Genomic DNA, 23,642 nt, shown 5'->3' on the forward strand with positions numbered 1-23,642 from the left:
TCAGTGGGTCTCGGGACGGAGGACCTTGGTCCGGAGGACCGACTCGTTCAGGTTCATCTGGCGGTCGAGCTCCTTGACGACCGCAGGCTCGGCCTGCAGGTCGATGACCGAGTAGATGCCCTCGGGCTTCTTCTTGATCTCGTAAGCGAGACGACGACGGCCCCAGGTGTCGACCTTCTCAACCTTTCCGTTGCCCTCACGGACGACGGAGAGGAAGTTCTCGATCAGCGGGGAGACAGCGCGCTCCTCGAGATCGGGGTCGAGGATGACCATCACCTCGTAGTGACGCATGTGGAACCCACCTCCTTTGGACTCAGCGGCCACGGTCGTTCCGTGGCAGGAGGGTCGTGATGCGTACGCAACGGTATCGGCCGCCACTGACAATCCGGGGGGATTGCTTTCTGGCCTGGACAGACACCGGTGCAGACCGTACAGAGTACCCGCAGACAGGCTTCCGGTTGAAATCCGGTGGCCTGGGGACGCAGTCTGTACACATCGGGTGTGCGCGGCGCTACAGTGCGCCGCCTTCCGGCAACGCCAGGAGGTGCCCCATGGCACAGGCAATGCGACGTCGTTCCTCCGTCTCCCTCTTCGCCACAGACGGCAAGCCTCACCCCCTCCAGGACACCCTGCTCGCGGTGACTCTGGTGCTCGGCGCTATCGCCTTCGTCTCGGCGATGTTCCACAGCCTCCATCTGCTCAGCTCCTGGACCGGGCTGGTGGGGATCCTCACAGGCGCCTACGGCCAGTTCATCTCGGTGACGACCCGCGAACGCTTCGCGTTGATCATCGGTCTCGGCGCCTCTGCGTTCGGCTTCTTCCTCGGCATGGCCCACGGCGGACTCTTCGGCGGGGTCCTGGGCTAGGCGGAGTCCTGGGCCAGGTTCCCAGCAGCCATTCGGGGCGCTCCCCCAGCGCAGTAGGCTTCGGCGCGAGAGCCGGAGCCCCTGTACCCATGGGGACACACCTGCCGAGGAGCGCCCCGCATGAGCTTGACCCTGAGGACCATCAGCCGCGAGCAGCATCTGGCGTACATCCAGACCCTGCCCGCGGCAAGTCACTGCCAGGTCCCGGCGTGGGCTGATGTGAAGACGGAATGGCGCTCGGAGAACCTGGGCTGGTTCGACAAGAGCGATGAACTGGTGGGCGCAGGCCTGGTGTTGTACCGCCAGCTGCCGAAGATCAAGCGTTATCTCGCCTACCTGCCCGAGGGCCCGGTGATCAATTGGTATGCGCCGAACCTGGACGACTGGCTGCAGCCGATGCTCGCCCACCTCAAGCAGCAGGGCGCCTTCTCCGTGAAGATGGGCCCACCGGTCGTCATCCGCCGCTGGGACGCGCCCGCGATCAAGGCCGGAATCCAGGACCCGGATGTGAAGCGGCTGCGCGACATCGAGGCGACGCATATCGAACCTCGTGCGTTCGAAGTGGCGGACCGGCTGCGGAAGATGGGCTGGCAGCAGGGCGAGGACGGCGGCGCCGGCTTCGGTGACGTACAGCCGCGGTACGTCTATCAGGTGCCGCTGGCGAACCGGTCGCTCGATGATGTCCTCAAGGGCTTCAACCAGCTGTGGCGACGCAACATCAAGAAGGCCGAGAAGGCCGGTGTCGAGGTCGTCCAGGGCGGCTACGAGGATCTGGCCGAGTGGCAGCGGCTGTACGAGATCACCGCTGTACGCGATCACTTCCGGCCGCGCCCGCTCTCGTACTTCCAGCGCATGTGGACGGTGCTGAACAGCGAGGATCCGAACCGGATGCGGCTGTACTTCGCGCGGCACAACGGTGTGAACCTGTCCGCGGCGACGATGCTGGTCGTCGGGGGGCATGTCTGGTACTCGTACGGCGCCTCCGACAACATCGGCCGCGAGGTCCGGCCCTCCAACGCGATGCAGTGGCGGATGCTCCGCGACGCCTACGCGATGGGCGCGACCCTCTATGACCTGCGCGGCATCAGCGACTCCCTCGACGAGACCGACCACCTCTTCGGCCTGATCCAGTTCAAGGTGGGCACCGGCGGCGAGGCCGTCGAGTACGTCGGCGAGTGGGACTTCGCGCTCAACAAGCTGCTGCACAAGGCGCTCGACATCTACATGTCGCGCCGCTGACGGTGCCGCGGCCGACGCCGTAACCTCGTAAATCTCGTACATACCTCTGATACACCGCAGCCACCAGAAAGGTTCCGGGCCGGCCATGGCGCTCTCCCTCTACGTCGACACCGCGCGCTGGCGGGCGCACCAGAAGTCCGTGATCGACCAGTTCCCCGGTCTCGTACCGGTCTGCAAGGGCAACGGCTACGGCTTCGGTCATGAGCGCCTCGCCGACGAGGCCTCCCGCTTCGGCTCCGACATGCTGGCCGTCGGCACGACGTACGAAGCGGCCCGGATCAAGGACTGGTTCAGCGGTGATCTCCTGGTCCTGACCCCCTTCCGGCGCGGTGAGGAACCAGTTCCGCTGCCGGACCGAGTCATCCGCTCGGTCTCGTCGGTCGACGGTGTGCACGCGCTGGTCGGCGCGCGCGTGGTCATCGAGTGCATGAGCTCCATGAAGCGCCACGGCATCGCCGAGCAGGACCTGGGCCAGCTGCACGCCGCCATCGAGGACGTACGCCTGGAGGGCTTCGCCCTGCACCTGCCCCTCGACCGTACGGACGGCTCCGACGCGGTCGAGGAGGTCATCGGGTGGATGGACAGGCTGCGTGCGGCCCGGCTGCCGCTGCACTCCATGTTCGTCAGCCATCTGCGCGCCGAGGAACTGGCCCGCCTCCAGCAGCAGTTCCCGCAGACCCGATTCCGCGCCCGCATCGGTACACGGCTGTGGCTCGGCGACCACGACGCGACCGAGTACCGCGGCGCCGTCCTGGACGTCACCCGTGTCGCCAAGGGCGACCGCTTCGGCTACCGCCAGCAGAAGGCCGCATCCGACGGCTGGCTGGTCGTCGTCGCCGGCGGCACGTCCCACGGCGTCGGCCTGGAGGCCCCGAAGGCCCTGCACGGCGTGATGCCGCGCGCCAAGGGTGTCGCCCGCGCGGGTCTGGCGACCGTCAACCGCAACCTGTCGCCGTTCGTCTGGGAGGGCAAGCAGCGCTGGTTCGCCGAACCGCCGCACATGCAGGTGTCGATCCTGTTCGTGCCGGCGGAATCGCAGGAGCCGAAGGTCGGCGACGAGCTGGTGGCGCATCTGCGCCACACCACGACGCAGTTCGACCGCCTCGTCGACCGCTGAGGCGCCCGGAGGGGCCTGCCGAGAGGGGCCGCCCGGAGTCGGCCGCTGAGGCGCTCTGAGAGGCCTGCTGAGGCGCATTGAGAGGCCCGCTGGGGGCTCCGCCGAGCGGACCCCGAGCGCCGACCGCTAAGCCGACGGCTGCGCCCCGCCGGATCCATGGGGCTGCGCCCCCCACTCCACCCGCGGCCCCTCCACCGCGTGCGCCGCATGCCGCGGCGGATGCGCCGCCTGCCCCACCACGAAGACGTCCTCGGCCCCGTCGAGCACCCCGCCCGACGGATCGTCCGAGCCGTCCTTCCGTACGCCGTCCCGTTCCGGCATCAGAATGTCCCGTACGACCACGGCGCACAGATACAGCGTCCCCAGCAGATGCAGGGCGATCGCCACCTGATAGCCCTCGGGCGGCAGCCCCTGGTGCTTGGGGCTGGTCGTGTACGCGAGGTACATCCAGATCCCCAGGAAGTAAATGACCTCGCAGGCCTGCCAGATCAGGAAGTCCCGCCAGCGCGGCCTGGCCAGTGCGGCGAGCGGAATCAGCCACAGTACGTACTGTGGCGAGTAGACCTTGTTGGTGATGATGAACGCCGCGACGACCAGGAAGACGAGCTGCGCGAAACGGGGCCGCCGGGGCGCACTCAGCGTCAGCGCCGCGATGCCCGCGCACGCCAGGATCATCAGCAGCGTCGCGTAGGTGTTCACGGAGTCGACTTCCAGCGGCTCACCCGTGCGCTGCGTGATGATCAGCCAGAACGAGCCGAAGTCGACCTGCCGCTCCTGGCTGAAGGTGTAGAACTTCTTCCACCCCTCCGGCGCCATCAGCATCACGGGCAGGTTCACCACCAGCCAGGCACCGGCCGCGCCGAGTGCCGCGGTGGCGAACTCTCGCCATTTGCCTGCCCTCCAGCACAGCAGGAGCAATGGACCCAGCAGTAGTACGGGATAGAGCTTGGCGGCGGTCGCGAGCCCGATGAGGATGCCGAAGGCCAGCGTCCGGCCGCGTGACCACATGAGCATCGCGGCGGCTGTGAGCGCCACGGCCAGCAGGTCCCAGTTGATGGTGGCGGTGAGCGCGAAGGCTGGCGCCAGAGCCAACAGCAGGGCGTCCCAGGGACGGCGGCGGTGTGTGCGGGCCACACAGACGGCGATGACCGCGGTGCAGATCATCAGCATGCCCGCATTGACCATCCAGTACATCTGCTCCTGGTTCTGCATGGAGCCGCCGGCCAGATTGAGCCACGACGCGACCTGCATGAAGACACCCGTGAGGACCGGGTACTCGAGGTACTCCATGTCGCCGGGCAGTCGGTCGAAGTACGGGATGAGCCCTTCGGAGAAACCACGCCCCAGGTAGAGGTGCGGAATGTCGGAGTAGCAGGCGTGGGTGTACTGGGAGCTCGTGCCCCGGAACCAGGCCCAGTTGTAACAGGGCATCTTCTGCACCATGCCGAGCGCAAACATGCCGATTGCCACCAATGCGATGACACGTACGGGAGTGAGCCAGCCACTGCTGCCTCGCCGGGCCCAGCGGCCGGCCGGACCACCGATCAGCTCGCTGCCGGACGCGGCGACGGAGTCACGCCGTGTGGGCCGTACGTCAGGCCGCTCCGGCCGCTCCGGTCGGCCCGGTCGGTCCTGGTACACGCTCGTCTCTTCTGCGCTGGGCATGGTGCACATCCTGCCGTACGGGGTTTGGGATACGGCGAGGGCCGCCGCCCCCGGAGCGCACAGGTGCTGTGCGAACCGGGTGCGGCGGCCCTCATGACGTTGCCGGAGCTTGGACCGGCGGCCGCTAACTGCTCGGGCCTCCGATGAACCCTCCGTTGCCGTTGCCGCCGCCGTTGCCGTTGGTTCCCGGTGGCGTTGCCGTCGGACTGATCGACGGGCTGCCGGTCGGGTCGCCGCTTCCGCCATTGCCGCCACTGCCACCCGTGGTGCCGCAGGTCCAGTCCTCCCACGGTTTGCAGGACTGGCTCGGGTCGGGGCTGCCCGAAGGCGTGGTGGACGGCGTGCCCGAAGGGGTCGAGGACGGGGTGCTGGAGGGCGTGTTGGACGGCGACGGGGGCGGACTCGAGGCACCGCCGCCCCAGTAAGCCTCGGCGTCGAGGGGCTCAGGCTCCGGGAAGGTCAGCTTCGGCGCGCCCTTGAGCGCCTCCGACATGTACGTCTGCCAGATCTCGGACGGGAACGACGCACCGTGGATCTTGTCCTGGCCACCGGTGCCGTACATCTCGAGGAACTCGCGCTTCTTGCTGCTCTTCTCGTTGTCGTCGAGCCGGTACATGTCGATGGCGGTCGACAGCTGCGGCGTGTAGCCCACGAACCACGCCGACTTGTTGCCGTCGGTGGTACCCGTCTTGCCGGCGACCTCGCGGCCGGGGAGCCGGGCGTTCTTGCCGGTGCCCTCGTCGTCGTCGACGACATCCCTCAGCACATCGGTCACATTGCTCGCGACGGCACTGGTAAAGGCCTGCTCGGGCTTGTCGTCGTGCTTGTAGACCGTCCGGCCCTCGTGGTCGACCTTGGTAACGGAGAACGGATCCATCTGCTCGCCGTTGGCCGCGAAGGTCGCGTAGGAGCCGGCCATCCGGATCGCGCTGGGGTCCGAGATACCGATCGAGAAGGAGGGGACGTCCGACTTCGACAGGGAGGAATCGAGCAGGCCTGCGTTGATGGCGGCCTCCCTGACCTGAGGAATGCCGACGTCCATGCCCAGCTGCACGAAGGGCGAGTTGGCGGAGTGGATCATGGCTTCACGCAGGTTGATGTTCTTGTACGACTCATCGCCGTCGTTGCGCTGCAGCCACTCCTTTCCTTCCTCGTTCTTCCAGACGGTGCCGTCGTATTTCTTGATCTTGAGCTTGTTCTTGCCGTTGTACACGGTCTTGTCAGGGTCGACCTTGTGGCGGTACTCGTCTCCCTGGTCTTCGGGCTCACTCGGGTCGCGCACGCCGTCCCGCATCGCCGCGGCCAGTACGAACGGCTTGAAGGTCGATCCGACCTGGGCGCCGGTCTGGTCGGCGTTGTTGGTGAAGTGCTTGGTGGCGTCCTCGCCACCGTAGATGGCGACGATCTTGCCGGTCTTCGGTTCTACCGAGGCGCCGCCGAACTGGACGAAGGTGTCGGTCTTGGGGCGCTTGTCCGGCTTGATGTTGGCATCCCGAACCTTCTTGACCGCGGTCGCGAGCTTCTTGACCTTGTCCTCGTCGAAGGTCGTGTGGATCTCGTAGCCGCCACGCGCGAGGTCGTCGGCCTTGATGCCCTTGTCGTTGTTGTTGAGGAAGTTCGACTTGGCCAGGGCCACCAGATAACCCACCTGGCCGCCCAGCTGTGCGTTCTTCTTGGGCGGGTCGATCTCCGGGAGCTTGGTGAACTTGGCCCGTTCGGCGGCACTGAGGTGGTTGTCCTTGACCATCTCGTCGAGGATCCAGTTCATGCGCTCGGTAGCGCGAGCCTTGTTGGCCGCCGGTGTCGCCGCGCGGTCGATGTCCTCGCTGCCGGCCGGGTCGAAGTACGTCGCGCCCTTCAGCAGCGAGGCGAGGAACGCACACTCGCTGGCGTCCAGATCCTTGGCGTTCTTGTTGTAGTACGTACGGGCCGCGGCCTGGATGCCGTAGGCGCCGCGTCCGTAGTACGAGGTGTTCAGGTAGCCGGCCATGATCTCCGGCTTGTCCATGTCGGTTCCGACCCTTATGGAGATGAACAGCTCCTTGAACTTACGGCTCAGGGTCTGGGACTGGTCGCCGAGCCGCGCGTTCTTCACGTACTGCTGGGTGATGGTGGAGCCACCCTGGGTCTGCCCGCCCTTGGCCATGTTGAACAGGGCCCGGCCGATGCCCATCGGGTCGATTCCCGAGTCGGTCTTGAACGTCTTGTTCTCCGCCGAGATCACCGCGTTCTGCATGGCTTCGGGGATCTGCTCGATGCCCACGATCTGCCGGTTGATCTCTCCACCGGTGGCGGCCATCTGGCTGCCGTCCGCCCAGTAGTAGACGTTGTTCTGCGCCTTAGCCGTCTTGTTCGGGTCAGGGACCTCCACCATGGCGTACGCAATGGTCGCCGCAGCCATCAGGCTGCCGATGAAGCCCAGGCAGAGTCCGGTGGCGAGCTTCCAGGACGGCACCCACCGGCGCCATCCGTACTTGTTGTGGCGCGGGTAGTCGATCATCCGCTTCTTGGACGGCCGCCCGCCGTGACCACGGCCGGGACCGTCATGGCCCCCGCCGCCGCCTCCGCGGCGGCCGCCTCCCCGGCCTCCGTGGCCGGCGCCCGCGCCTTCGTCCACGCGCCGGCGACCACCGCCGTTGCGCTGTGCGGCGCGGCGAGCCTCGGCCCGGCCGCCGTACGGACGCTCCTCGGCGGACGAAGCGGAAGGAGACCCTGCGGTGGTACCCCGGGACGGGGCTGCGCGGCGGCCAGACGGCTGTGGGGCGGCGCGCCTGGCCGCGGCACGTCCGCCACCCTGCGACTGCGGCGGTTTGCGACGGTGCTCGCTCATCGAACGACTACTCCTCGGGCAGGCGAGACGCCTGGAAGCGGCAGTTGAGTTCCGGTCCCCCCGAAATGGATACGGACCAGCCCCGCGAAGGGCTCATCCGCTGTGCATCCCCGGCGATGACGCTCTCAGGCGTCCCGTGGTTCCCGGTGGTCTGCATGGCGCACAGACTACGCACGGTCAAAACCCACCTACTGCCAAAAGTCACCCCAAATCAGGCAACTTGCTCGCTATGAATTGACGATGTGACGCCGTTCACCATGGCCCCTCTTGTCGCAGCAGGAACGTCGTTCTATCGTGCTGATGTATCGAGTCGATACATCAGCACGACATAAGCGACCGGGACGGCGAGGGAGGCGACGATGAGCAGGCGCTCCGGCATCCTCGAATTCGCCGTGCTGGGTCTGCTCCGTGAGGCCCCGATGCACGGGTACGAGCTGCGGAAACGGCTCAATACCTCGCTGGGAATCTTCCGGGCCTTCAGTTACGGGACCCTCTACCCCTGTCTCAAGACGCTGGTCGCCAACGGCTGGTTGATCGAGGAGCCGGGTAGCGCTCCCGAGGATGCGCTCGCCGCGTCACTCGCAGGGCGCCGCGCAAAGATCGTCTACCGATTGACGGCGGAAGGTAAGGAGCACTTCGAGGAGCTGCTCTCCCACACCGGCCCGGACACCTGGGAGGACGAGCATTTCGCTGCTCGCTTCGCCTTCTTCGGGCAGACGGAGCGCGAGGTGCGGATGCGGGTGCTGGAGGGCCGCCGCAGCCGGCTGGAGGAGCGTCTGGAGAAGATGCGCGCCTCCCTGGCACGCACCCGCGAGCGCCTCGACGACTACACGCTTGAGCTGCAGCGACACGGCATGGAGTCCGTGGAGCGCGAAGTGCGCTGGCTGAACGAGCTCATTGAGAGCGAGCGGGCGGGGCGGGATCAGCGACAGCCCGCCTCCGAGAGCTCACCTCAGCAGGACAACACATCTGGAGAGACGGGCGGCCTGCCCCGGCACAGGGGTGCCGAGTCCTCCGGGGGAACACCCCCCGGGCACTCCATCCCGCCGGATCCGTCCGACGACACCGCCAAGTGATGCCTTGCGGTCCGCAGGGTTTCATCCGGAATACCGAGATCAAACAGGGAGCAACCGGAATGGGTTCGGTTCGCGTAGCCATCGTCGGCGTGGGCAACTGCGCCGCCTCGCTGGTGCAGGGCGTCGAGTACTACAAGGACGCCGACCCGGCCGGCAAGGTGCCGGGTCTGATGCACGTCCAGTTCGGCGACTACCACGTCTCCGACGTCGAGTTCGTGGCCGCCTTCGATGTCGACGCCAAGAAGGTCGGCCTCGACCTCTCGGATGCCATCGGAGCCAGCGAGAACAACACCATCAAGATCTGCGACGTGCCGAACACCGGCGTCACCGTGCAGCGCGGCCACACCCTCGACGGCCTGGGCAAGTACTACCGCCAGACCATCGAAGAGTCCGCCGAGGCACCGGTCGACATCGTCCAGATCCTCAAGGACAAGCAGGTCGACGTCCTGGTCTGCTACCTGCCCGTCGGTTCCGAGGACGCTGCGAAGTACTACGCGCAGTGCGCCATCGACGCCAAGGTCGCGTTCGTCAACGCTCTCCCGGTCTTCATCGCCGGCACCAAGGAGTGGGCGGACAAGTTCACCGAGGCGGGTGTCCCGATCGTCGGTGACGACATCAAGTCGCAGGTCGGCGCCACGATCACGCACCGCGTGATGGCGAAGCTCTTCGAGGACCGGGGTGTCATCCTGGACCGCACGATGCAGCTGAACGTCGGCGGCAACATGGACTTCAAGAACATGCTCGAGCGTGAGCGCCTGGAGTCCAAGAAGATCTCGAAGACGCAGGCCGTCACCTCCCAGATCCGTGACCGCGAGCTCGGTGAGGACAACGTCCACATCGGCCCGTCGGACTACGTGGCCTGGCTGGACGACCGCAAGTGGGCGTACGTCCGCCTCGAGGGCCGTGCCTTCGGTGACGTCCCGCTGAACCTGGAGTACAAGCTCGAGGTCTGGGACTCCCCGAACTCCGCGGGTGTCATCATCGACGCCGTGCGCGCCGCGAAGATCGCCAAGGACCGCGGCATCGGCGGCCCGATCCTCTCCGCGTCCTCGTACTTCATGAAGTCCCCGCCGGTCCAGTACTTCGACGACGAGGCCCGTGACAACGTCGAGAAGTTCATCGAGGGTGAGGTCGAGCGCTAAGCGTTCGCCTGCTCGACCGAGGAGGGTCCCCTGGTAATCCGCCCGGGGACCCTCCTCGTATGTGACGCTTGATCGCATGCCTGTCGTACGTGATCTGCGCGTACTCCTGCGCCTGACGAACTTCCGCCGCCTTCTGGCGGTCCGGCTCCTCTCCCAGTCCGCCGACGGCGTCTATCAGGTCGCGCTCGCCACGTACGTCGTCTTCTCCCCGGAGAAACAGACCTCGCCGACCGCGATCGCCTCGGCCATGGCGGTGCTGCTGCTGCCGTACTCCTTGATCGGCCCTTTCGCCGGCGTCCTGCTGGACCGCTGGCAGCGCAGGCAGGTCTTCCTGTACGGGAATCTGCTGCGGGCGCTCCTCGCGAGCGGGACGGCGGTGCTGATTCTCGCCTCCGTACCCGACTGGCTCTTCTACGCCTCGGCTCTGTCCGTCACAGCCGTCAACCGCTTTGTACTGGCCGGGCTCTCTGCCTCACTGCCCAGGGTGGTCGACGACGACCGGCTCGTCATGGCCAACTCCCTGTCTCCAACGGCCGGCACACTCGCCGCGACCGCGGGCGGCGGACTCGCCTTCGCCGTACGGCTGGTGTCCGCGAACTCCGACGCCGCGGTGGTTCTGCTGGGTGCCGCGCTCTATCTCTGCTCGGCCCTGGCCTCGCTCCGGATGCCACGTGAACTGCTCGGTCCCGAGCAGGAGTTGGTGCAACCGCGACTGGCCGCCGCCCTGGCCTCCACCGCGCGCGGACTGGTGGGCGGACTGCGGCACCTGACCGAGCGCCGGGCGGCGGCCCGTGTGATGGCCGCGATGACGCTGATGCGCTTCTGCTACGGGGCGCTGACGGTCATGGTGCTGATGCTCTGCCGGTATGCCTGGTCCGAGAAGGAGTCGGACGGCCTGGCCCTGCTGGGTCTGGCCATCGCCATCTCGGGCGCGGGGTTCTTCGCGGCGGCAGTGGTGACCCCGTGGGCGGTCGGCCGGCTCGGCCAGTTCGGATGGATGGTGGCGTGCGCGGCGGCGGCAGCCGTTCTTGAACCGGCTCTGGGTCTGCCGTTCGAGCCCGAGCCGATATTGGTCGCCGCGTTCATCCTGGGGCTCATCACCCAGGGGGCGAAGATCGCCACGGACACGGTGGTGCAGACATCGGTGGACGACGCCTACCGGGGCAGGATCTTCTCCCTCTACGACGTGCTGTTCAACGTCGCCTTCGTGGGCGCGGCGGCCATCGCCGCGCTGATGCTGCCGCCTGACGGCCGGTCGGTCCACCTGGTGGTCGTAGTGGCGGTCATCTACGCAGCCGTCGCGGCAACTATGGCCCGTTGGAGTCGTGTTGGCACGGTGATATAGCGTGCGCGCGTCAAACAATGGATCGCACACGTTTGCGGGGGACTTCCCGCATGACCTATCCGCCGCAGCAGGGCCAAGGCGCCTACGGGCACCCTGATCCGTACGCGCAGCAGCCTCAGCAGCCGTACCCCCCGTAGCCCGGCTACGGATATCCGCAGCAGCAGTGGGGCACCCCGCCGCCTCCGACGCCCTCCCGCCGCGGCGGTCTCGACACTAAGACCATCCGTTGGCTACTTCGAGCAGACGAGTGGGGGGCGGCGCAGCTCGGGCAAGCAGTTCGTGCTCTGCCTGGATGAGATCAAGAAGTAGTCGCATACGCCGAGGGGCGATGTTTCACGTGAAACATCGCCCCTTCGCCCATCGATCCGGCTCCATGTTTCACGTGAAACATGGAGCCGTTTCATGCTCAGCCCTGCGTCGCCCACCACTCCTTGAGGGCCGCGACCGCCGCATCATGCCCCATCGGCCCGTTCTCCAGGCGCAGCTCCAGCAGGAACGCGTACGCCTTGCCAATCACCGGGCCGGGGCCCACACCCAGGATCTCCTGGATCTGATTGCCGTCCAGGTCGGGCCGGATCGCGTCCAGCTCCTCCTGCTCCTGCAACTGCGCGATGCGCTCCTCAAGCCCGCCATAGGCCCGGGAGAGGGCGGTGGCTTTGCGCTTGTTCCGTGTGGTGCAGTCCGAGCGGGTCAGCTTGTGCAGCCGCTCCAGCTGCGGCCCGGCATCGCGTACGTACCGCCGCACTGCCGAGTCCGTCCACTCCCCGGTCCCGTAGCCGTGGAAGCGCAGATGCAGCTCCACCAGCCGCGAGACGTCCTTGATCATGTCATTGGAGTACTTGAGCGCGGTCATCCGCTTCTTGGTCATCTTCGCGCCAACTACCTCGTGGTGATGGAAGGAGACCCGGCCGTCGCTCTCGAAGCGCCGCGTCCGTGGCTTTCCGATGTCATGGAGAAGCGCGGCCAGCCGCAGCACCAGATCCGGGCCGTCCTCCTCCAGATCCATCGCCTGTTCCAGGACGGTCAGAGAGTGCTCGTACACATCCTTGTGGCGGTGGTGCTCGTCACTCTCCAGACGCAGCGCGGGCAGCTCGGGCAGCACATGGTCGGCCAGGCCGGAGCCGACGAGCAGCGCCAGCCCCTTGCGGGGGTGGGCGGAGAGGATCAGCTTGTTCAGCTCATCGCGTACCCGTTCGGCGGAGACGATGTCGATCCGGTCTGCCATCTCCTTCATCGCGGTGACGACCTCGGCTGCCACCTCGAAGTCCAGCTGCGCAGCGAAGCGGGCGGCCCGCATCATGCGCAGCGGGTCGTCGGAGAAGGACTCCTCGGGCGTACCCGGGGTCCGCAGGACTCGCGCGGCAAGGTCCTCGAGACCGCCGTGCGGATCGATGAACTCCTTCTCCGGCAGCGCCACGGCCATCGCGTTCACGGTGAAGTCCCGCCGGGCAAGGTCTTCCTCGATCGAGTTGCCGTAGGACACCTCGGGCTTGCGCGAAGTTCTGTCGTACGCCTCCGAGCGGTAGGTCGTGACCTCGATCTGGTAGCCCTGCTTCTGGCAGCCGACCGTGCCGAAGGCGATCCCGACCTCCCAGACCGAGTCCGCCCACGGACGGACGATCTTCAGCACGTCGTCGGGGCGGGCTTCCGTCGTGAAGTCCAGGTCATTGCCGAGCCGGCCGAGGAGCGCATCCCGGACCGAGCCGCCGACCAGGGCAAGACTGAACCCGGCCTCCTGAAAGCGGCGGGCAAGGTCGTCGGCGACAGGGGACACCCGCAGCAGTTCGCTCACCGCGCGGCGTTGCACCTGGCTCAGTGCAGTGGGGTTGTCTTCATTGGCGTTCGGCACAACAGAAAAGGGTACGTGCCCCGCCGACCGCAGCGCCCCTGTTTATGACGCCGATCCGATCATGTGGGGCACTCCGCGGCACTTCGACACAGCGCACCTCGTTACCATGCGTGGACGCAATCAGCGACACCCACCAACGGCAGCAGACAACGAGGACGGACGAGCGCGTGGCCGAGGCGGCAGACTTCCAGGAGATGAACCCTTCTCCTGCCCGCCGGTGGCTCCGGCGCACAGCCTCCGTGATCCTCGGCGTCCCGCTTGTGGCCGGACTGCTGTGCGGCCCGGCCACGCCAGCCGCGCACGCGGCCGAGGACGCCTCGGACTCCCACACAGTCGATGTGTCCCTCGACACGCTGACGCCGACCGCCCCCGGCGAGAGCGACACGCTCACGATCTCCGGCACGGTGATCAACAAGGGCAAGCAGACCATCACCGACGCCGAGATCGATCTACGGGTGGGGCCCAAGCTGTCCAGCAGGGCCGCCATCGACCGCGTCGCCCAGCAGACCGGCTATGCGCCGGGCACCGATGGCTCGCCGGTCGGCGACAAGTACACAGTCAAGATCCCCAGGCTCGTCTCCGACATCAGCCGCGAGTTCACGCTCTCCATCCCGGTCAATGAGCTCGAACTCGACGACGACGGCGTCTACCAGCTCGGTGTGTCCCTGTCGGGCCAGACCCCGGACGAGCCGTTCGACCAGGTCCTGGGCATAGAGCGGACCCTCCTCCCGTGGCAGCCCGAGGCTGTGGAGAAGAAGACCCAGTTCACCTATCTCTGGCCGCTGATCTCCTCGACCCACCTCACCTCGGAGACGGGATCGGACGAGCAGCAGACTCCGGTCTTCGAGGACGAGACGCTGGCCACTGAGCTCGCCCCGGGCGGACGGCTGGACCAGCTCGTCTCCCTCGGCACCGATCTGCCCGTCACCTGGGTCGTCGACCCGGATCTACTGGCCAGCGTCGATGCGATGACCAGGAACTATCAGGTCAAGAGCGGGGCCACCACCGTCCCGGGCAAGAACCAGGCCGTTGCCAAGCGGTGGCTGAGCGCCGTCGAGGCCGCGGTCCAGGGCCGCAAGGTGGTCGCGCTGCCGTTCGCCGACCCTGATCTGGCCTCCCTGGCGCACCGCGGCAAGAACATCTCCGGATCCCTCAGCCATCTGCAGTCGGCCACCAAGGTCGCCGAGACGACCGTGGAGACGATCCTCCACGTGAAGCCGTCCATCGACTTCGCGTGGCCCGTCGATGGCGCCATCGACTCCTCGATCGTCGATGTCGCCACCTCGGCCGGCGCCCACAAAGTGATCTCCCGCAGCGACAGCCTGCGGGACGACCTGTCGTACACGCCCAGCGCGGCGCGCCCCATTGGCGGCGGGACAACGGCAGTGGTCGCCGACGCCCGGCTCTCCACCGCCTTTCAGGGCGACATGATCAAGACCGGGAATTCCACCCTCGCGGTTCAGGAGTTCCTCGCCCAGACCCTTGCGCTGACCCTCCAGGCCCCCAGCAAGCAGCGGAGCATCGTCGTCGCCCCGCAACGGATCCCGAGCGCGTCCCAGGCGCAGTCCATGGCACGCGCGCTGCAAGCCCTCGAAGCCCAACGCTGGACGCAGCCGCTCGACCTGGTCGCTGCCGCGGGCGCCAAGCCCGATGCCAATGCCGAGACCAAGGTGCCGGGCAGCTCTCGCTATCCCGAGCAGCTGCGCAAGCAGGAGCTGCCGCCTCAGGCGTTCCGCGACATCAGGAACACGCAGAACACCCTCGACAACTTCAAGGTCATCCTCACCGCGCAGGACCGGGTGGAGACCCCGTTCGGCAGGGCGATCGACAGGGAGATGTCCACCTCCTGGCGTGGCAACCCGGTGGGGGCCCAGCTGTACCGCGACGGTGTGCGGGCCTACCTGCGGAGCCTCACCGAAGAGGTGCAGCTGATTGAGAAGTCGGCCATCACCCTGTCGGGGCGCAGTGCGACGATCCCGGTCACTGTGCAGAACAGACTGGTCCAGGGGATCGACCATCTGGTGCTGCGGCTGACGTCGGACAACGCCACCCGCCTCAACCTCGACCAGGACAAGGCCACCGCCCAGCAGCCGATCAAGGTCGAAGGCGGCCACAGCCAGTCGGTGAAGTTCGCCGCGGCGGCCAATGCAAACGGCCCGGTGCAGATGACGGCCCAGCTCTTCACCGAGGACGGAAAGCCGTACGGCGACCCAATGAGGTTCACGGTGAAGGTCTCCGAGATCACTCCCACTGTGATGCTCGTCATCGCCGGCGGTGTGCTGCTGCTCGTCCTGGCAGGCGTCAGGATGTACACCCAGCGCAAGCGCGCGGCTGCGCGAGACGCAGCTGCGGAGGACACGGAACGCTCAGAGGGCTCAGAGTCAGAGGGCTCCGCGTCAGAGGGCTCAGAGGGTGACATCAGCAGCCCCGATCCCGGGCAGGCGAGTGACCCGACACCGGACACCGGACCGGGCAGCGGCGACCCGTCGGGCACGGGTGAGAAAGTGGACCGTTGAGCGATGTCGTGGCCGGTGGGCCGGGGACGATGAGGTGGGGTTGCAATGAACGCGCCGTACGACGGTGACCGCGGTCAGGGCGCGGACGGAGCTGTGCCTTCTCCGGGCCCGACCCCCGATCCCCCGCTGCCGGGCCAGGGTCCTCCGCCGCCACAACCGGACCCTGACCCATACACCCAGGATCCGTACATCCAGGACGCCTACGACCGTGATCCTTACCGGGCGCAGGATCTGTCCACGCAGGACCCCGTGACCGAGGCGCTGTACGACCGCGCATCCCACCCGCCGCCGCCCCACGGCACGTACCAGGAGCCCCAGCCGCTGTATCAGCAGCCCCCGACACCGCAGCACGCACCGGACCCCCGCATCTGGGCGCAGACCCCGCCGCCCGAGCCGGCCGGCCCCTCCCGTCATCTGCCGTACGGGGACGACGCCAGGACCACCCAGTTCACGGGCGTGGACGACCTGGTCACCCGGGCCGGCGAGGAGGAGCCGGAGCCCGACGCGTTCGCACACCTCTTCCGGGACCAGCAGGCCTCCGGCCGCCCCACCCCGCCCCCGGAACCCATCCCGGCGGCACCGGCCCCCAAGAAGTCCGGCGGCCGGGCCTCCGGGCTGCTGAAGTCCAGCGCGGTGATGGCGGCCGGCACGCTGGTGTCCCGCCTCACCGGTTTTGTACGCAGCCTGGTGATCACCGCTGCTCTCGGCGCCGCCCTGCTCGGTGACACCTACACCGTCGCGTACACCCTGCCGACGATGATCTACATCCTCACCGTCGGAGGCGGCCTCAACTCTGTGTTCGTACCGCAGCTGGTGCGGGCGATGAAGAACGACGAGGACGGCGGCGAGGCCTACGCCAACCGGCTACTGACGCTCGTCATGGTGGCGCTCGGCGCCATCGTCGCCATCGCGGTGTTCGCGGCTCCGCTGCTGATCCAGCTCATGTCGGACACCATCGCCTCCAATGCGGCGGCAGACAGTGTCGCCGTCACCTTCGCCCGCTACTGCTTGCCCACGATCTTCTTCATGGGCGTGCACGTGGTCATGGGACAGATCCTCAACGCCCGTGGGAAGTTCGGCGCGATGATGTGGACCCCGGTCCTCAACAACATCGTCATGATCACCACGTTCGGCCTGTTCATCTGGGTGTACGGCACCTCCGCCGAGTCGCAGATGGGCGTTCAGACGATTCCGCCGGAGGGCGTGCGGCTGCTGGGCATCGGCACTCTGCTGGGCCTCGTGGTCCAGGCCCTGGCGATGATCCCGTACCTGCGTGAGACCGGTTTCCGGTTCCGGCCGCGGTTCGACTGGAAGGGCCACGGTCTCGGCAAGACCGTCAAGCTGGCCAAGTGGACCGTGCTGTTCGTCCTCGCCAACCAGGCGGGCGTGCTGGTCGTCACCCAGCTCGCCACCGCCGCCGGTGAGGCGTCCGGCAGGGACGGCGCGGGCTTCATCGCGTACACCAACGCCCAGTTGATCTGGGGCATGCCGCAGGCCATCATCACCGTCTCGGTCATGGCCGCCCTGCTGCCGCGGATCTCCCGCGCCGCCCACGACGACGACCCGGGCGCGGTGCGCGACGACATCTCTCAGGGGCTGCGCAACTCCGCAGTCGCTATCGTTCCGGTGGCCTTCGCGTTCCTGGCTCTCGGCGTACCGATGTCCAGCCTGCTGTTCGCCTCCAGCGGCCAGGAAGCCGCCCGCGGCATGGGCTTCATCCTGATGGCGTTCGGCCTTGGCCTCATCCCGTACTCCGTGCAGTACGTCGTGCTGCGTGGCTTCTACGCGTACGAGGACACCAGGACGCCCTTCTACAACACGGTCATCGTCGCCGCGGTCAACGCCGCTGCCTCCGCCGCCTGCTATGTCGTGCTGCCCGCCCGCTGGGCAGTCGTCGGCATGGCAGCCTCCTACGGTCTCGCCTACGCCGTCGGCGTAGGCATCGCCTGGCGCCGACTCAAGAACCGCCTCGGCGGCGATCTGGACGGCGCACACGTCATGCGCACGTATGCACGTCTCTGCTTGGCCTCCGTCCCCGCGGCGGCGACCGCCGGCGCGGTCGCCTTCGTCATCGTCAAGGGGCTCGGGAGCGGCGCCCTCGGCTCGCTCGCCGCGCTGGCCGGCGGCGGGATCGTGCTGCTGGGCGTCTTCTTCGTCGCCGCGAAGCGGATGCGCATCGCGGAGCTCAACGCCCTGGTCGGCATGGTGCGCGGCCGCCTCGGCCGCTAGCGGGCGCGTAGTCCCGCACAACCATCGTCGGCCGCCGTGTGTCGTGCATAGCGGCCGACTGTGGGCACAATTGGCATGGCTGTTGAATATGCGCAACGGATGGGGAGGCAGGAGCGACGGTGGCGGAACGTAGCACGGCTGCCGTCGACGTGGCCGACAACAGCGGAGACGATCCGCTGACCGCCCAGGCGGGCAAGGCCACGACCGACGGGGCGGCGGAATCCCAGGACACGGCGGAGAAGACCGCACCGGACACGGGCAGCGAACGGCAGGAGACCGAACCCGCCATCGCCACGCCCGAACTGCACAGCGGTCACAAACTCGCCAGACGCTACCGACTCGAGGAGTGCGTCACCCGTCTGGACGGTTTCAGCAGCTGGCGCGCAGTCGACGAGAAATTGCGCCGTGCTGTCGGCGTCCATCTACTCCCTGCAGACCATCCGCGGGCCCGCTCCGTACTCGCGGCGGCCCGCTCCTCGGCGCTTCTCGGCGACCCTCGCTTCGTACAAGTCCTCGACGCCGTCGAGGAGAACGACCTCGTCTACGTCGTCCACGAGTGGCTTCCGGACGCGACGGAGCTCACCGCGCTGCTTGCCATGGGCCCCATGGAGCCGCACGACGCGTACCAGCTCGTCGACCAGCTCTCTCAGGCGATGGCCGCGGCGCACCGTGAGGGGCTGGCCCATCTCAAGCTGACGCCCGGCGCGGTGCTGCGGACCTCGACCGGGCAGTACCGGATCCGCGGTCTCGCGGTGAATGCCGCCCTGCGCGGGATCACCGCTGATGGTCCGCAGCGCGCCGACACCGAGGCGATCGGCGCCCTGCTGTACGCCGCGCTGACTCAGCGCTGGCCATACGAGAACGACGCATACGGCCTCTCCGGGCTGCCCAAGGGCGTCGGGCTCATCGCCCCCGACCAAGTGCGGGCCGGTGTCCACCGCGGGCTCTCGGAGCTCGCCATGCGAGCTCTGGTCAACGACGGGGCCACAGCGTCCCGCCAGGAGCCGCCGTGCACCACGCCCGACGAACTCGCGAAGGCCGTCGCTGCTATGCCTCGCATCCGGCCGCCGGAGCCTGCGTTCACCTCACCGCCTGAGTACCAGCGCACCACGTACCAGCAGGGCACGTATGGCCGTCCTGCCACCCGTCCGAACGCCACGGCCCCTCAGCCGGTACCCAGCCCACCCGCGCCGCTCCAGAGCCGTACCGGCAAGGTCCTCAAGTGGACGGTGGCGGCTCTGCTCATCGCCGCGCTGGGACTCGGCAGCTGGCAGGTCGCCGACAAGCTGATCGACCGCGACAAGGACCCGGTCGATCCGGGCACCTCGCAGACGAACAACGGCGAAAAGAACAACGGGGCCCAGACCGGCAAGCCGGTCGCCATCGCCAGCGCCCATGACTTCGACCCGCTCGGAAGTGATGGCTCCGAGAAGCCTGCCGGGATAAAGAACAGCTACGACGGCGACCCGGGCACCTACTGGAACACCGATGGCTACTTCAGCGCAGACTTCGGCCGTTTGAAGGCGGGCGTAGGCATCGTTCTGGACCTCGGCAAGGTCCAGCAGGTCGGCACCGTGGACGTGTCCTTCCTCGGTGGCGAGACCTCTGTAGAACTGCGGACCGCGCCCGAGGACGCCTCGTCCGAGCCGACGACCCTCGACGGCTTCACCAAGGTCTCCGACGGATCCGGTTCGAATGTGTCCCTCAAGCCCGGCAAGCCGGTACGGGCACGGTACGTTCTGGTCTGGCTGACCGAACTGCCGCAGACCGACGAGGGCAACTTCCGGGGCAAGGTCTCGGAGATCAAGATCACCAGCTGACGGCATCAGGGGAGGGGGCTCACCGTTGGACGACGCGACACTCGGCGACACAAGCGACCAGGACCTTCTGGCCCGCCACGTCGCGGGGGACCCGGATGCCTTCGGTGAGCTTGTGCGGCGCCACCGCGACAGGCTCTGGGCTGTCGCCCTGCGCACCCTGGGGGACCGCGAGGAGGCCGCGGACGCGGTTCAGGACGCCCTGGTGTCCGCCTTCAGGGCCGCCCACACCTTCCGCGGCCAGTCTGCCGTGACCACCTGGCTCCACCGCATCACCGTCAATGCGTGTCTCGACCGGGCCCGCAAGGCGGCCTCGCGAAAGACCTCCCCCGTGGACGACACCGAGCGTCTGGAGCAACTCCTCGAGCCTCATGAATCCGCCGAGGCCCCGGCGGAGCGTCAGGATTTGCACCGCGAGCTCCTGGCCGCGCTGGCAAAGCTTCCCCTCGACCAGCGGGCAGCGCTGGTTCTGGTGGACATGCAGGGCTACCCGGTGGCGGAGGCGGCCAGCGTCCTCGATGTGCCGATCGGGACCGTCAAGAGCCGCTGTGCGCGCGGTCGGGCACGGCTGTTGCCGATGCTCACTCATCTGCGCGGTGATGCCGGGGATAGCACCGAGCTCGGCAGGGGAAGGAACCGGACGCCGGGGGCATCCGTCCCACCGGCGTCGGGACAAAGGGACGCAGGGCCAAGTGATCCTGCAGCTGTGAAGGGCGGAGGTGGGCGCGCGTGACATCCACGGCCGATACGACTCAGCACCCGGACGTCTCGGAAATCTCCGACCTCACCGAGGGGCTCCTCACTCCGTCCCGCACAGCCGACGTTCGACAGCATCTGGACGGCTGTTCGCTGTGCGCCGATGTACATGCGTCTCTCGAGGAAATCCGCGGACTCCTCGGCACGCTCCCCGGTGCCCACCGGATGCCCGCCGATGTCGTCGGCCGCATCGATGCCGCGCTGGCCGCCGAGGCTCTGCTGGACTCCACCGCGCCCGAACAGACCGCGGATGTTTCACGTGAAACAGAGCCCGCTGCAGTGCCCGCTGCACAGCTGACGGAGACCGCTCCGGCCGACCGGCCGGCAGGACACGCACGCGCTGCCACCGGTCCCGGCCGCGGCCGCCAGACCCGGCGGCGACGCAAGGCTGTCCTGGGTGCCGTTCTCGGGGCGGCGGCAGTCAGTATGAGCGTCCTGCTCCTCCAGTCGTTCCAGTCCGCGACCAACAGCTCCGCCCAGAAGGATGCGAGCGTCAGCTCCGCGGCCGGCGACTCCCACGAATTCTCTGCGGCGGGTCTCGAGGATCGCGTACAGGCGCTCGTCACCACGAGCCCAACCCAAGCAGAGCCACGAATGGAGAAGGGGCCGTCCATCGACAGCCACTCCAACTCCAATTCGCCCAAGCGCACACCGGACGTCGCGGTACCGCCCTGTATCCAGAAGGGCACCGGCCGGACCGATGCTCCGATCGCCGCGGAGCGCGGCCAGTACGAGGGCGACAATGCCTACCTCGTGGTGCTGCCGCATTCCACGGACAGCGAGCAGGTCCAGGCGTATGTAATCGATGCGGCCTGCACCGACACGGCGCCCGCGTCCACCGGGAAGCTGCTGCTGACGAACTCCTACCCTCGCCGCTGACACACGCCGCTGCGCCGCTCGGACAACCCGGGAATGCAAGCCCCGTAGGATCCGTTGGGTGGGGTGAGAGTCATTGACCGGCCCCCGTAGGCAGCAGACAGTCCGCAGAGACGAGGAAGAAACCCGTGAGCGACGTCCGTAACGTGATCATCATCGGCTCCGGGCCGGCCGGCTACACGGCGGCGCTCTACACAGCGCGCGCTTCGCTGCAGCCGCTGGTATTCGAGGGTGCAGTCACCGCCGGCGGTGCGCTGATGAACACAACCGAGGTGGAGAACTTCCCCGGCTTCCGCGACGGCATCATGGGTCCGGATCTGATGGACAACATGCGCGCCCAGGCCGAGCGCTTCGGCGCCGAACTCGTTCCGGACGATGTGGTCTCCGTCGACCTCACCGGCGAGATCAAGACCGTCACTGACACCGCGGGCATCGTCCACCGGGCCAAGGCCGTCATCGTCACCACCGGCTCCCAGCACCGCAAGCTCGGCCTGCCCAACGAGGACACGCTCTCCGGACGCGGCGTCTCCTGGTGCGCCACCTGCGACGGGTTCTTCTTCAAGGACCAGGACATCGCCGTGATCGGCGGTGGCGACACCGCGATGGAGGAAGCGACCTTCCTCTCCCGCTTCGCCAAGTCCGTCACCATCGTCCACCGCCGCGACACCCTGCGTGCCTCCAAGGCCATGCAGGACCGCGCCTTCGCCGACCCGAAGATCTCCTTCGCCTGGCACAGCGAGGTCGCCCAGGTCCATGGCGAGCAGAAGCTCACCGGTCTGACTCTGCGCAACACCAAGTCCAGCGAGACCTCTGAGCTTCCGGTCACCGGGCTGTTCATCGCCGTCGGCCATGACCCGCGCACCGAGCTCTTCAAGGGCCAGCTGGACCTGGACGACGAGGGCTATCTGAAGGTCGATGCGCCGTCGACGCGCACCAACCTGACGGGTGTCTTCGCGGCGGGTGACGTCGTCGACCACACCTACCGTCAGGCCATCACCGCCGCTGGCACCGGCTGCTCCGCCGCCCTCGATGCCGAGCGTTACCTCGCCGCGCTCGCCGACAGCGAGAAGGCGGCCGAGCCGGAGAAGATCGCCGAGCCGGAGAAGACCCCCGCGGTCTGACCCCCTGAACCATCCCCCTCCCACCCCGCAAAGAAGTAAGGAGGCCGCCGTGGCCGGCGCCCTGAAGAACGTGACAGATGACACCTTCGAAGAGGATGTCCTCAAGAGCGACAAGCCCGTGCTGGTGGACTTCTGGGCCGCCTGGTGCGGTCCCTGCCGCCAGATCGCGCCCTCCCTCGAGGCCATTGCGGCGGAGCACGGCGACAAGATCGAGATCGTCAAGCTCAACATCGACGAGAACCCGGCCACCGCGGCCAAGTACGGCGTCATGTCCATCCCGACGCTGAACGTCTACCACAACGGCGAGGTCGCCAAGACGATCGTCGGTGCCAAGCCGAAGGCCGCGATCGTCCGCGACCTTGAGGGGTTCATCGGCGAGTAGTCCGAGCAGTCAGTTCGGTTGTTTCACGTGAAACACGAATGGGCTCATCCCTCAGGGGATGAGCCCATTTTCGCGTTCGGAGTCATAGCGGCCGCAGCACCGGCTCCTTCTGTACAGCGCCCAGCAGCCGGTCCAGAGCCAGCTCCACGTCTTCCTTCCAGGAGAGGGTGGTCCGCAGCTCCAGCCTCAGTCGGGGATACGTCGGGTGCGGACGGACCGTCTTGAAGCCCACGGCAAGCAGATGATCGGCGGGCAGCACGCAGGCCGGCTCCTTCCAGCGGGCATCGCCGAATGCCTCGATCGCGCGGAAGCCTCGCCGCAGCAGATCCTTGGCCACTGTCTGCACGATGACCCGGCCGAGCCCCTGTCCCTGATAGCCCGGACTGATCCAGGCAGTCATCAGCTGGACGGCGTCCGGTGAGACAGGGCTCGTGGGGAAGGCCGTGGAGCGCGGCACATAGGCCGGAGGCGCGTACAGAACGAAGCCGACCGGCACCTCGTCGACATAGACAACCCGGCCGCAAGAGCCCCACTCCAGGAGCACGGCGGAGATCCAGGCCTCTTTCTCCAGCTCGGGCGTGCCCGCCTTTACCGCGGCTTCGCCGCTGACCGGATCAAGCTCCCAGAAGACGCACGCACGACAACGCTTGGGAAGGTCCGAAAGGTTGTCCAACGTGAGCGGTACAAGCCGACGCCCCATGAAGGCTGTTCCTCGCTTCCCTCACCTGCCGCGCTACGGGCGGCTGCCAGCGCGCTCCGCTCTTGGAGCAGGCTGCTGATGAAACCTCCGACTGCCCCAAGGCCCAGGCCTGCTGT

18 protein-coding genes are annotated in these 23,642 nt (G+C 67.5%); 13 read left to right on the forward strand and 5 right to left on the reverse strand.

The window, feature by feature from the left end; translation table 11 throughout:
* Positions 1-291 (reverse strand): 30S ribosomal protein S6, encoded by a 291-nt coding sequence (gene rpsF, locus ACZ3H8_RS15215; protein WP_004950685.1) that lies wholly within the window; start codon positions 289-291, stop codon positions 1-3.
* Between the two features lie 260 nt (positions 292-551).
* Between rpsF and ACZ3H8_RS15220 the strand changes: the two genes are divergently transcribed.
* The 3 genes from ACZ3H8_RS15220 (at position 552) to ACZ3H8_RS15230 (ending at position 3,222) form a co-directional block, all read left to right on the forward strand.
* Positions 552-866 carry a hypothetical protein gene (locus tag ACZ3H8_RS15220; RefSeq protein ID WP_307662353.1) on the forward strand — a complete coding sequence of 105 codons (315 nt, stop codon included), beginning with the start codon at positions 552-554 and terminating at the stop codon, positions 864-866.
* A 120-nt stretch (positions 867-986) separates the two neighbouring features.
* Positions 987-2,105: a lipid II:glycine glycyltransferase FemX gene (locus tag ACZ3H8_RS15225; RefSeq protein WP_467401758.1), complete on the forward strand. Its 1,119-nt coding sequence runs from the start codon at positions 987-989 to the stop codon at positions 2,103-2,105.
* A gap of 85 nt (positions 2,106-2,190) precedes the next feature.
* Positions 2,191-3,222: an alanine racemase gene (locus ACZ3H8_RS15230; RefSeq protein WP_398990271.1), complete on the forward strand. Its 1,032-nt coding sequence runs from the start codon at positions 2,191-2,193 to the stop codon at positions 3,220-3,222.
* Between the two features lie 126 nt (positions 3,223-3,348).
* Here the strand turns inward: ACZ3H8_RS15230 and ACZ3H8_RS15235 are convergent, their stop codons facing one another.
* Both ACZ3H8_RS15235 and ACZ3H8_RS15240 read right to left on the reverse strand, forming a co-directional pair.
* A complete protein-coding gene (locus ACZ3H8_RS15235; RefSeq protein ID WP_467401762.1) occupies positions 3,349-4,887 on the reverse strand; it encodes a glycosyltransferase family 87 protein in 1,539 nt (512 codons plus the stop codon).
* 124 nt (positions 4,888-5,011) lie between these two features.
* Entirely contained in the window at positions 5,012-7,717 is a 2,706-nt protein-coding gene (locus tag ACZ3H8_RS15240) for a transglycosylase domain-containing protein (protein ID WP_467401763.1), read from the reverse strand.
* Positions 7,718-8,076: 359 nt separating this feature from the next.
* On the opposite strand from ACZ3H8_RS15240, the gene ACZ3H8_RS15245 reads away from it, so the two are divergent.
* The 3 genes from ACZ3H8_RS15245 (at position 8,077) to ACZ3H8_RS15255 (ending at position 11,280) form a co-directional block, all read left to right on the forward strand.
* Entirely contained in the window at positions 8,077-8,793 is a 717-nt protein-coding gene (locus ACZ3H8_RS15245) for a PadR family transcriptional regulator (protein ID WP_467401766.1), read from the forward strand.
* 59 nt (positions 8,794-8,852) lie between these two features.
* Complete coding sequence (locus tag ACZ3H8_RS15250) at positions 8,853-9,935, forward strand: inositol-3-phosphate synthase (RefSeq protein ID WP_467401768.1); 1,083 nt, start codon at positions 8,853-8,855, stop codon at positions 9,933-9,935.
* A gap of 76 nt (positions 9,936-10,011) precedes the next feature.
* The gene (locus ACZ3H8_RS15255) at positions 10,012-11,280 is read left to right on the forward strand and encodes an MFS transporter (RefSeq protein ID WP_467401770.1); all 1,269 of its coding nucleotides are present in this window, start codon (positions 10,012-10,014) and stop codon (positions 11,278-11,280) included.
* Positions 11,281-11,686: 406 nt separating this feature from the next.
* Here ACZ3H8_RS15255 and ACZ3H8_RS15260 read toward each other — a convergent pair whose 3' ends face one another.
* Positions 11,687-13,129: a CCA tRNA nucleotidyltransferase gene (locus tag ACZ3H8_RS15260; RefSeq protein WP_467401773.1), complete on the reverse strand. Its 1,443-nt coding sequence runs from the start codon at positions 13,127-13,129 to the stop codon at positions 11,687-11,689.
* A gap of 167 nt (positions 13,130-13,296) precedes the next feature.
* Between ACZ3H8_RS15260 and ACZ3H8_RS15265 the strand changes: the two genes are divergently transcribed.
* The 7 genes from ACZ3H8_RS15265 to trxA all read left to right on the forward strand — a co-directional run bounded on the left by ACZ3H8_RS15265 (position 13,297) and on the right by trxA (position 22,826).
* On the forward strand, positions 13,297-15,645 hold the full coding sequence (locus ACZ3H8_RS15265) for a DUF6049 family protein (protein ID WP_467402289.1): 2,349 nt from the start codon (positions 13,297-13,299) through the stop codon (positions 15,643-15,645).
* 45 nt (positions 15,646-15,690) lie between these two features.
* Positions 15,691-17,874, forward strand: a complete 2,184-nt coding sequence (gene murJ, locus ACZ3H8_RS15270; RefSeq protein WP_467401775.1) for a murein biosynthesis integral membrane protein MurJ — start codon at positions 15,691-15,693, stop codon at positions 17,872-17,874.
* A gap of 119 nt (positions 17,875-17,993) precedes the next feature.
* Positions 17,994-19,694: a protein kinase family protein gene (locus ACZ3H8_RS15275; protein WP_467401777.1), complete on the forward strand. Its 1,701-nt coding sequence runs from the start codon at positions 17,994-17,996 to the stop codon at positions 19,692-19,694.
* 25 nt (positions 19,695-19,719) lie between these two features.
* Complete coding sequence (gene sigM, locus ACZ3H8_RS15280) at positions 19,720-20,424, forward strand: RNA polymerase sigma factor SigM (protein ID WP_467401780.1); 705 nt, start codon at positions 19,720-19,722, stop codon at positions 20,422-20,424.
* Complete coding sequence (locus ACZ3H8_RS15285) at positions 20,421-21,326, forward strand: anti-sigma factor (RefSeq protein ID WP_467401781.1); 906 nt, start codon at positions 20,421-20,423, stop codon at positions 21,324-21,326. Before sigM ends, ACZ3H8_RS15285 begins: the two co-directional genes overlap by 4 nt.
* Before the next feature lie 125 nt (positions 21,327-21,451).
* The gene (gene trxB / locus ACZ3H8_RS15290) at positions 21,452-22,444 is read left to right on the forward strand and encodes a thioredoxin-disulfide reductase (RefSeq protein ID WP_467401784.1); all 993 of its coding nucleotides are present in this window, start codon (positions 21,452-21,454) and stop codon (positions 22,442-22,444) included.
* Between the two features lie 49 nt (positions 22,445-22,493).
* Complete coding sequence (gene trxA, locus ACZ3H8_RS15295) at positions 22,494-22,826, forward strand: thioredoxin (protein ID WP_307662338.1); 333 nt, start codon at positions 22,494-22,496, stop codon at positions 22,824-22,826.
* Between the two features lie 82 nt (positions 22,827-22,908).
* Here trxA and ACZ3H8_RS15300 read toward each other — a convergent pair whose 3' ends face one another.
* On the reverse strand, positions 22,909-23,526 hold the full coding sequence (locus ACZ3H8_RS15300) for a GNAT family N-acetyltransferase (RefSeq protein WP_142214726.1): 618 nt from the start codon (positions 23,524-23,526) through the stop codon (positions 22,909-22,911).
* Between the last annotated feature and the right edge of the window lie 116 nt (positions 23,527-23,642).

The organism is Streptomyces sp. NPDC002868 (assembly GCF_055563295.1).

What these genes read in the sequence shown, in the direction of transcription:
- rpsF (WP_004950685.1), bottom strand. Translation starts at nt 291, where the DNA reads ATGCGTCACTACGAGGTGATGGTCATCCTCGACCCCGATCTCGAGGAG.
- ACZ3H8_RS15220 (WP_307662353.1), top strand. Translation starts at nt 552, where the DNA reads ATGGCACAGGCAATGCGACGTCGTTCCTCCGTCTCCCTCTTCGCCACA.
- ACZ3H8_RS15225 (WP_467401758.1), top strand. Translation starts at nt 987, where the DNA reads ATGAGCTTGACCCTGAGGACCATCAGCCGCGAGCAGCATCTGGCGTAC.
- ACZ3H8_RS15230 (WP_398990271.1), top strand. Translation starts at nt 2,191, where the DNA reads ATGGCGCTCTCCCTCTACGTCGACACCGCGCGCTGGCGGGCGCACCAG.
- ACZ3H8_RS15235 (WP_467401762.1), bottom strand. Translation starts at nt 4,887, where the DNA reads ATGCCCAGCGCAGAAGAGACGAGCGTGTACCAGGACCGACCGGGCCGA.
- ACZ3H8_RS15240 (WP_467401763.1), bottom strand. Translation starts at nt 7,717, where the DNA reads ATGAGCGAGCACCGTCGCAAACCGCCGCAGTCGCAGGGTGGCGGACGT.
- ACZ3H8_RS15245 (WP_467401766.1), top strand. Translation starts at nt 8,077, where the DNA reads ATGAGCAGGCGCTCCGGCATCCTCGAATTCGCCGTGCTGGGTCTGCTC.
- ACZ3H8_RS15250 (WP_467401768.1), top strand. Translation starts at nt 8,853, where the DNA reads ATGGGTTCGGTTCGCGTAGCCATCGTCGGCGTGGGCAACTGCGCCGCC.
- ACZ3H8_RS15255 (WP_467401770.1), top strand. Translation starts at nt 10,012, where the DNA reads ATGCCTGTCGTACGTGATCTGCGCGTACTCCTGCGCCTGACGAACTTC.
- murJ (WP_467401775.1), top strand. Translation starts at nt 15,691, where the DNA reads ATGAACGCGCCGTACGACGGTGACCGCGGTCAGGGCGCGGACGGAGCT.
- ACZ3H8_RS15300 (WP_142214726.1), bottom strand. Translation starts at nt 23,526, where the DNA reads ATGGGGCGTCGGCTTGTACCGCTCACGTTGGACAACCTTTCGGACCTT.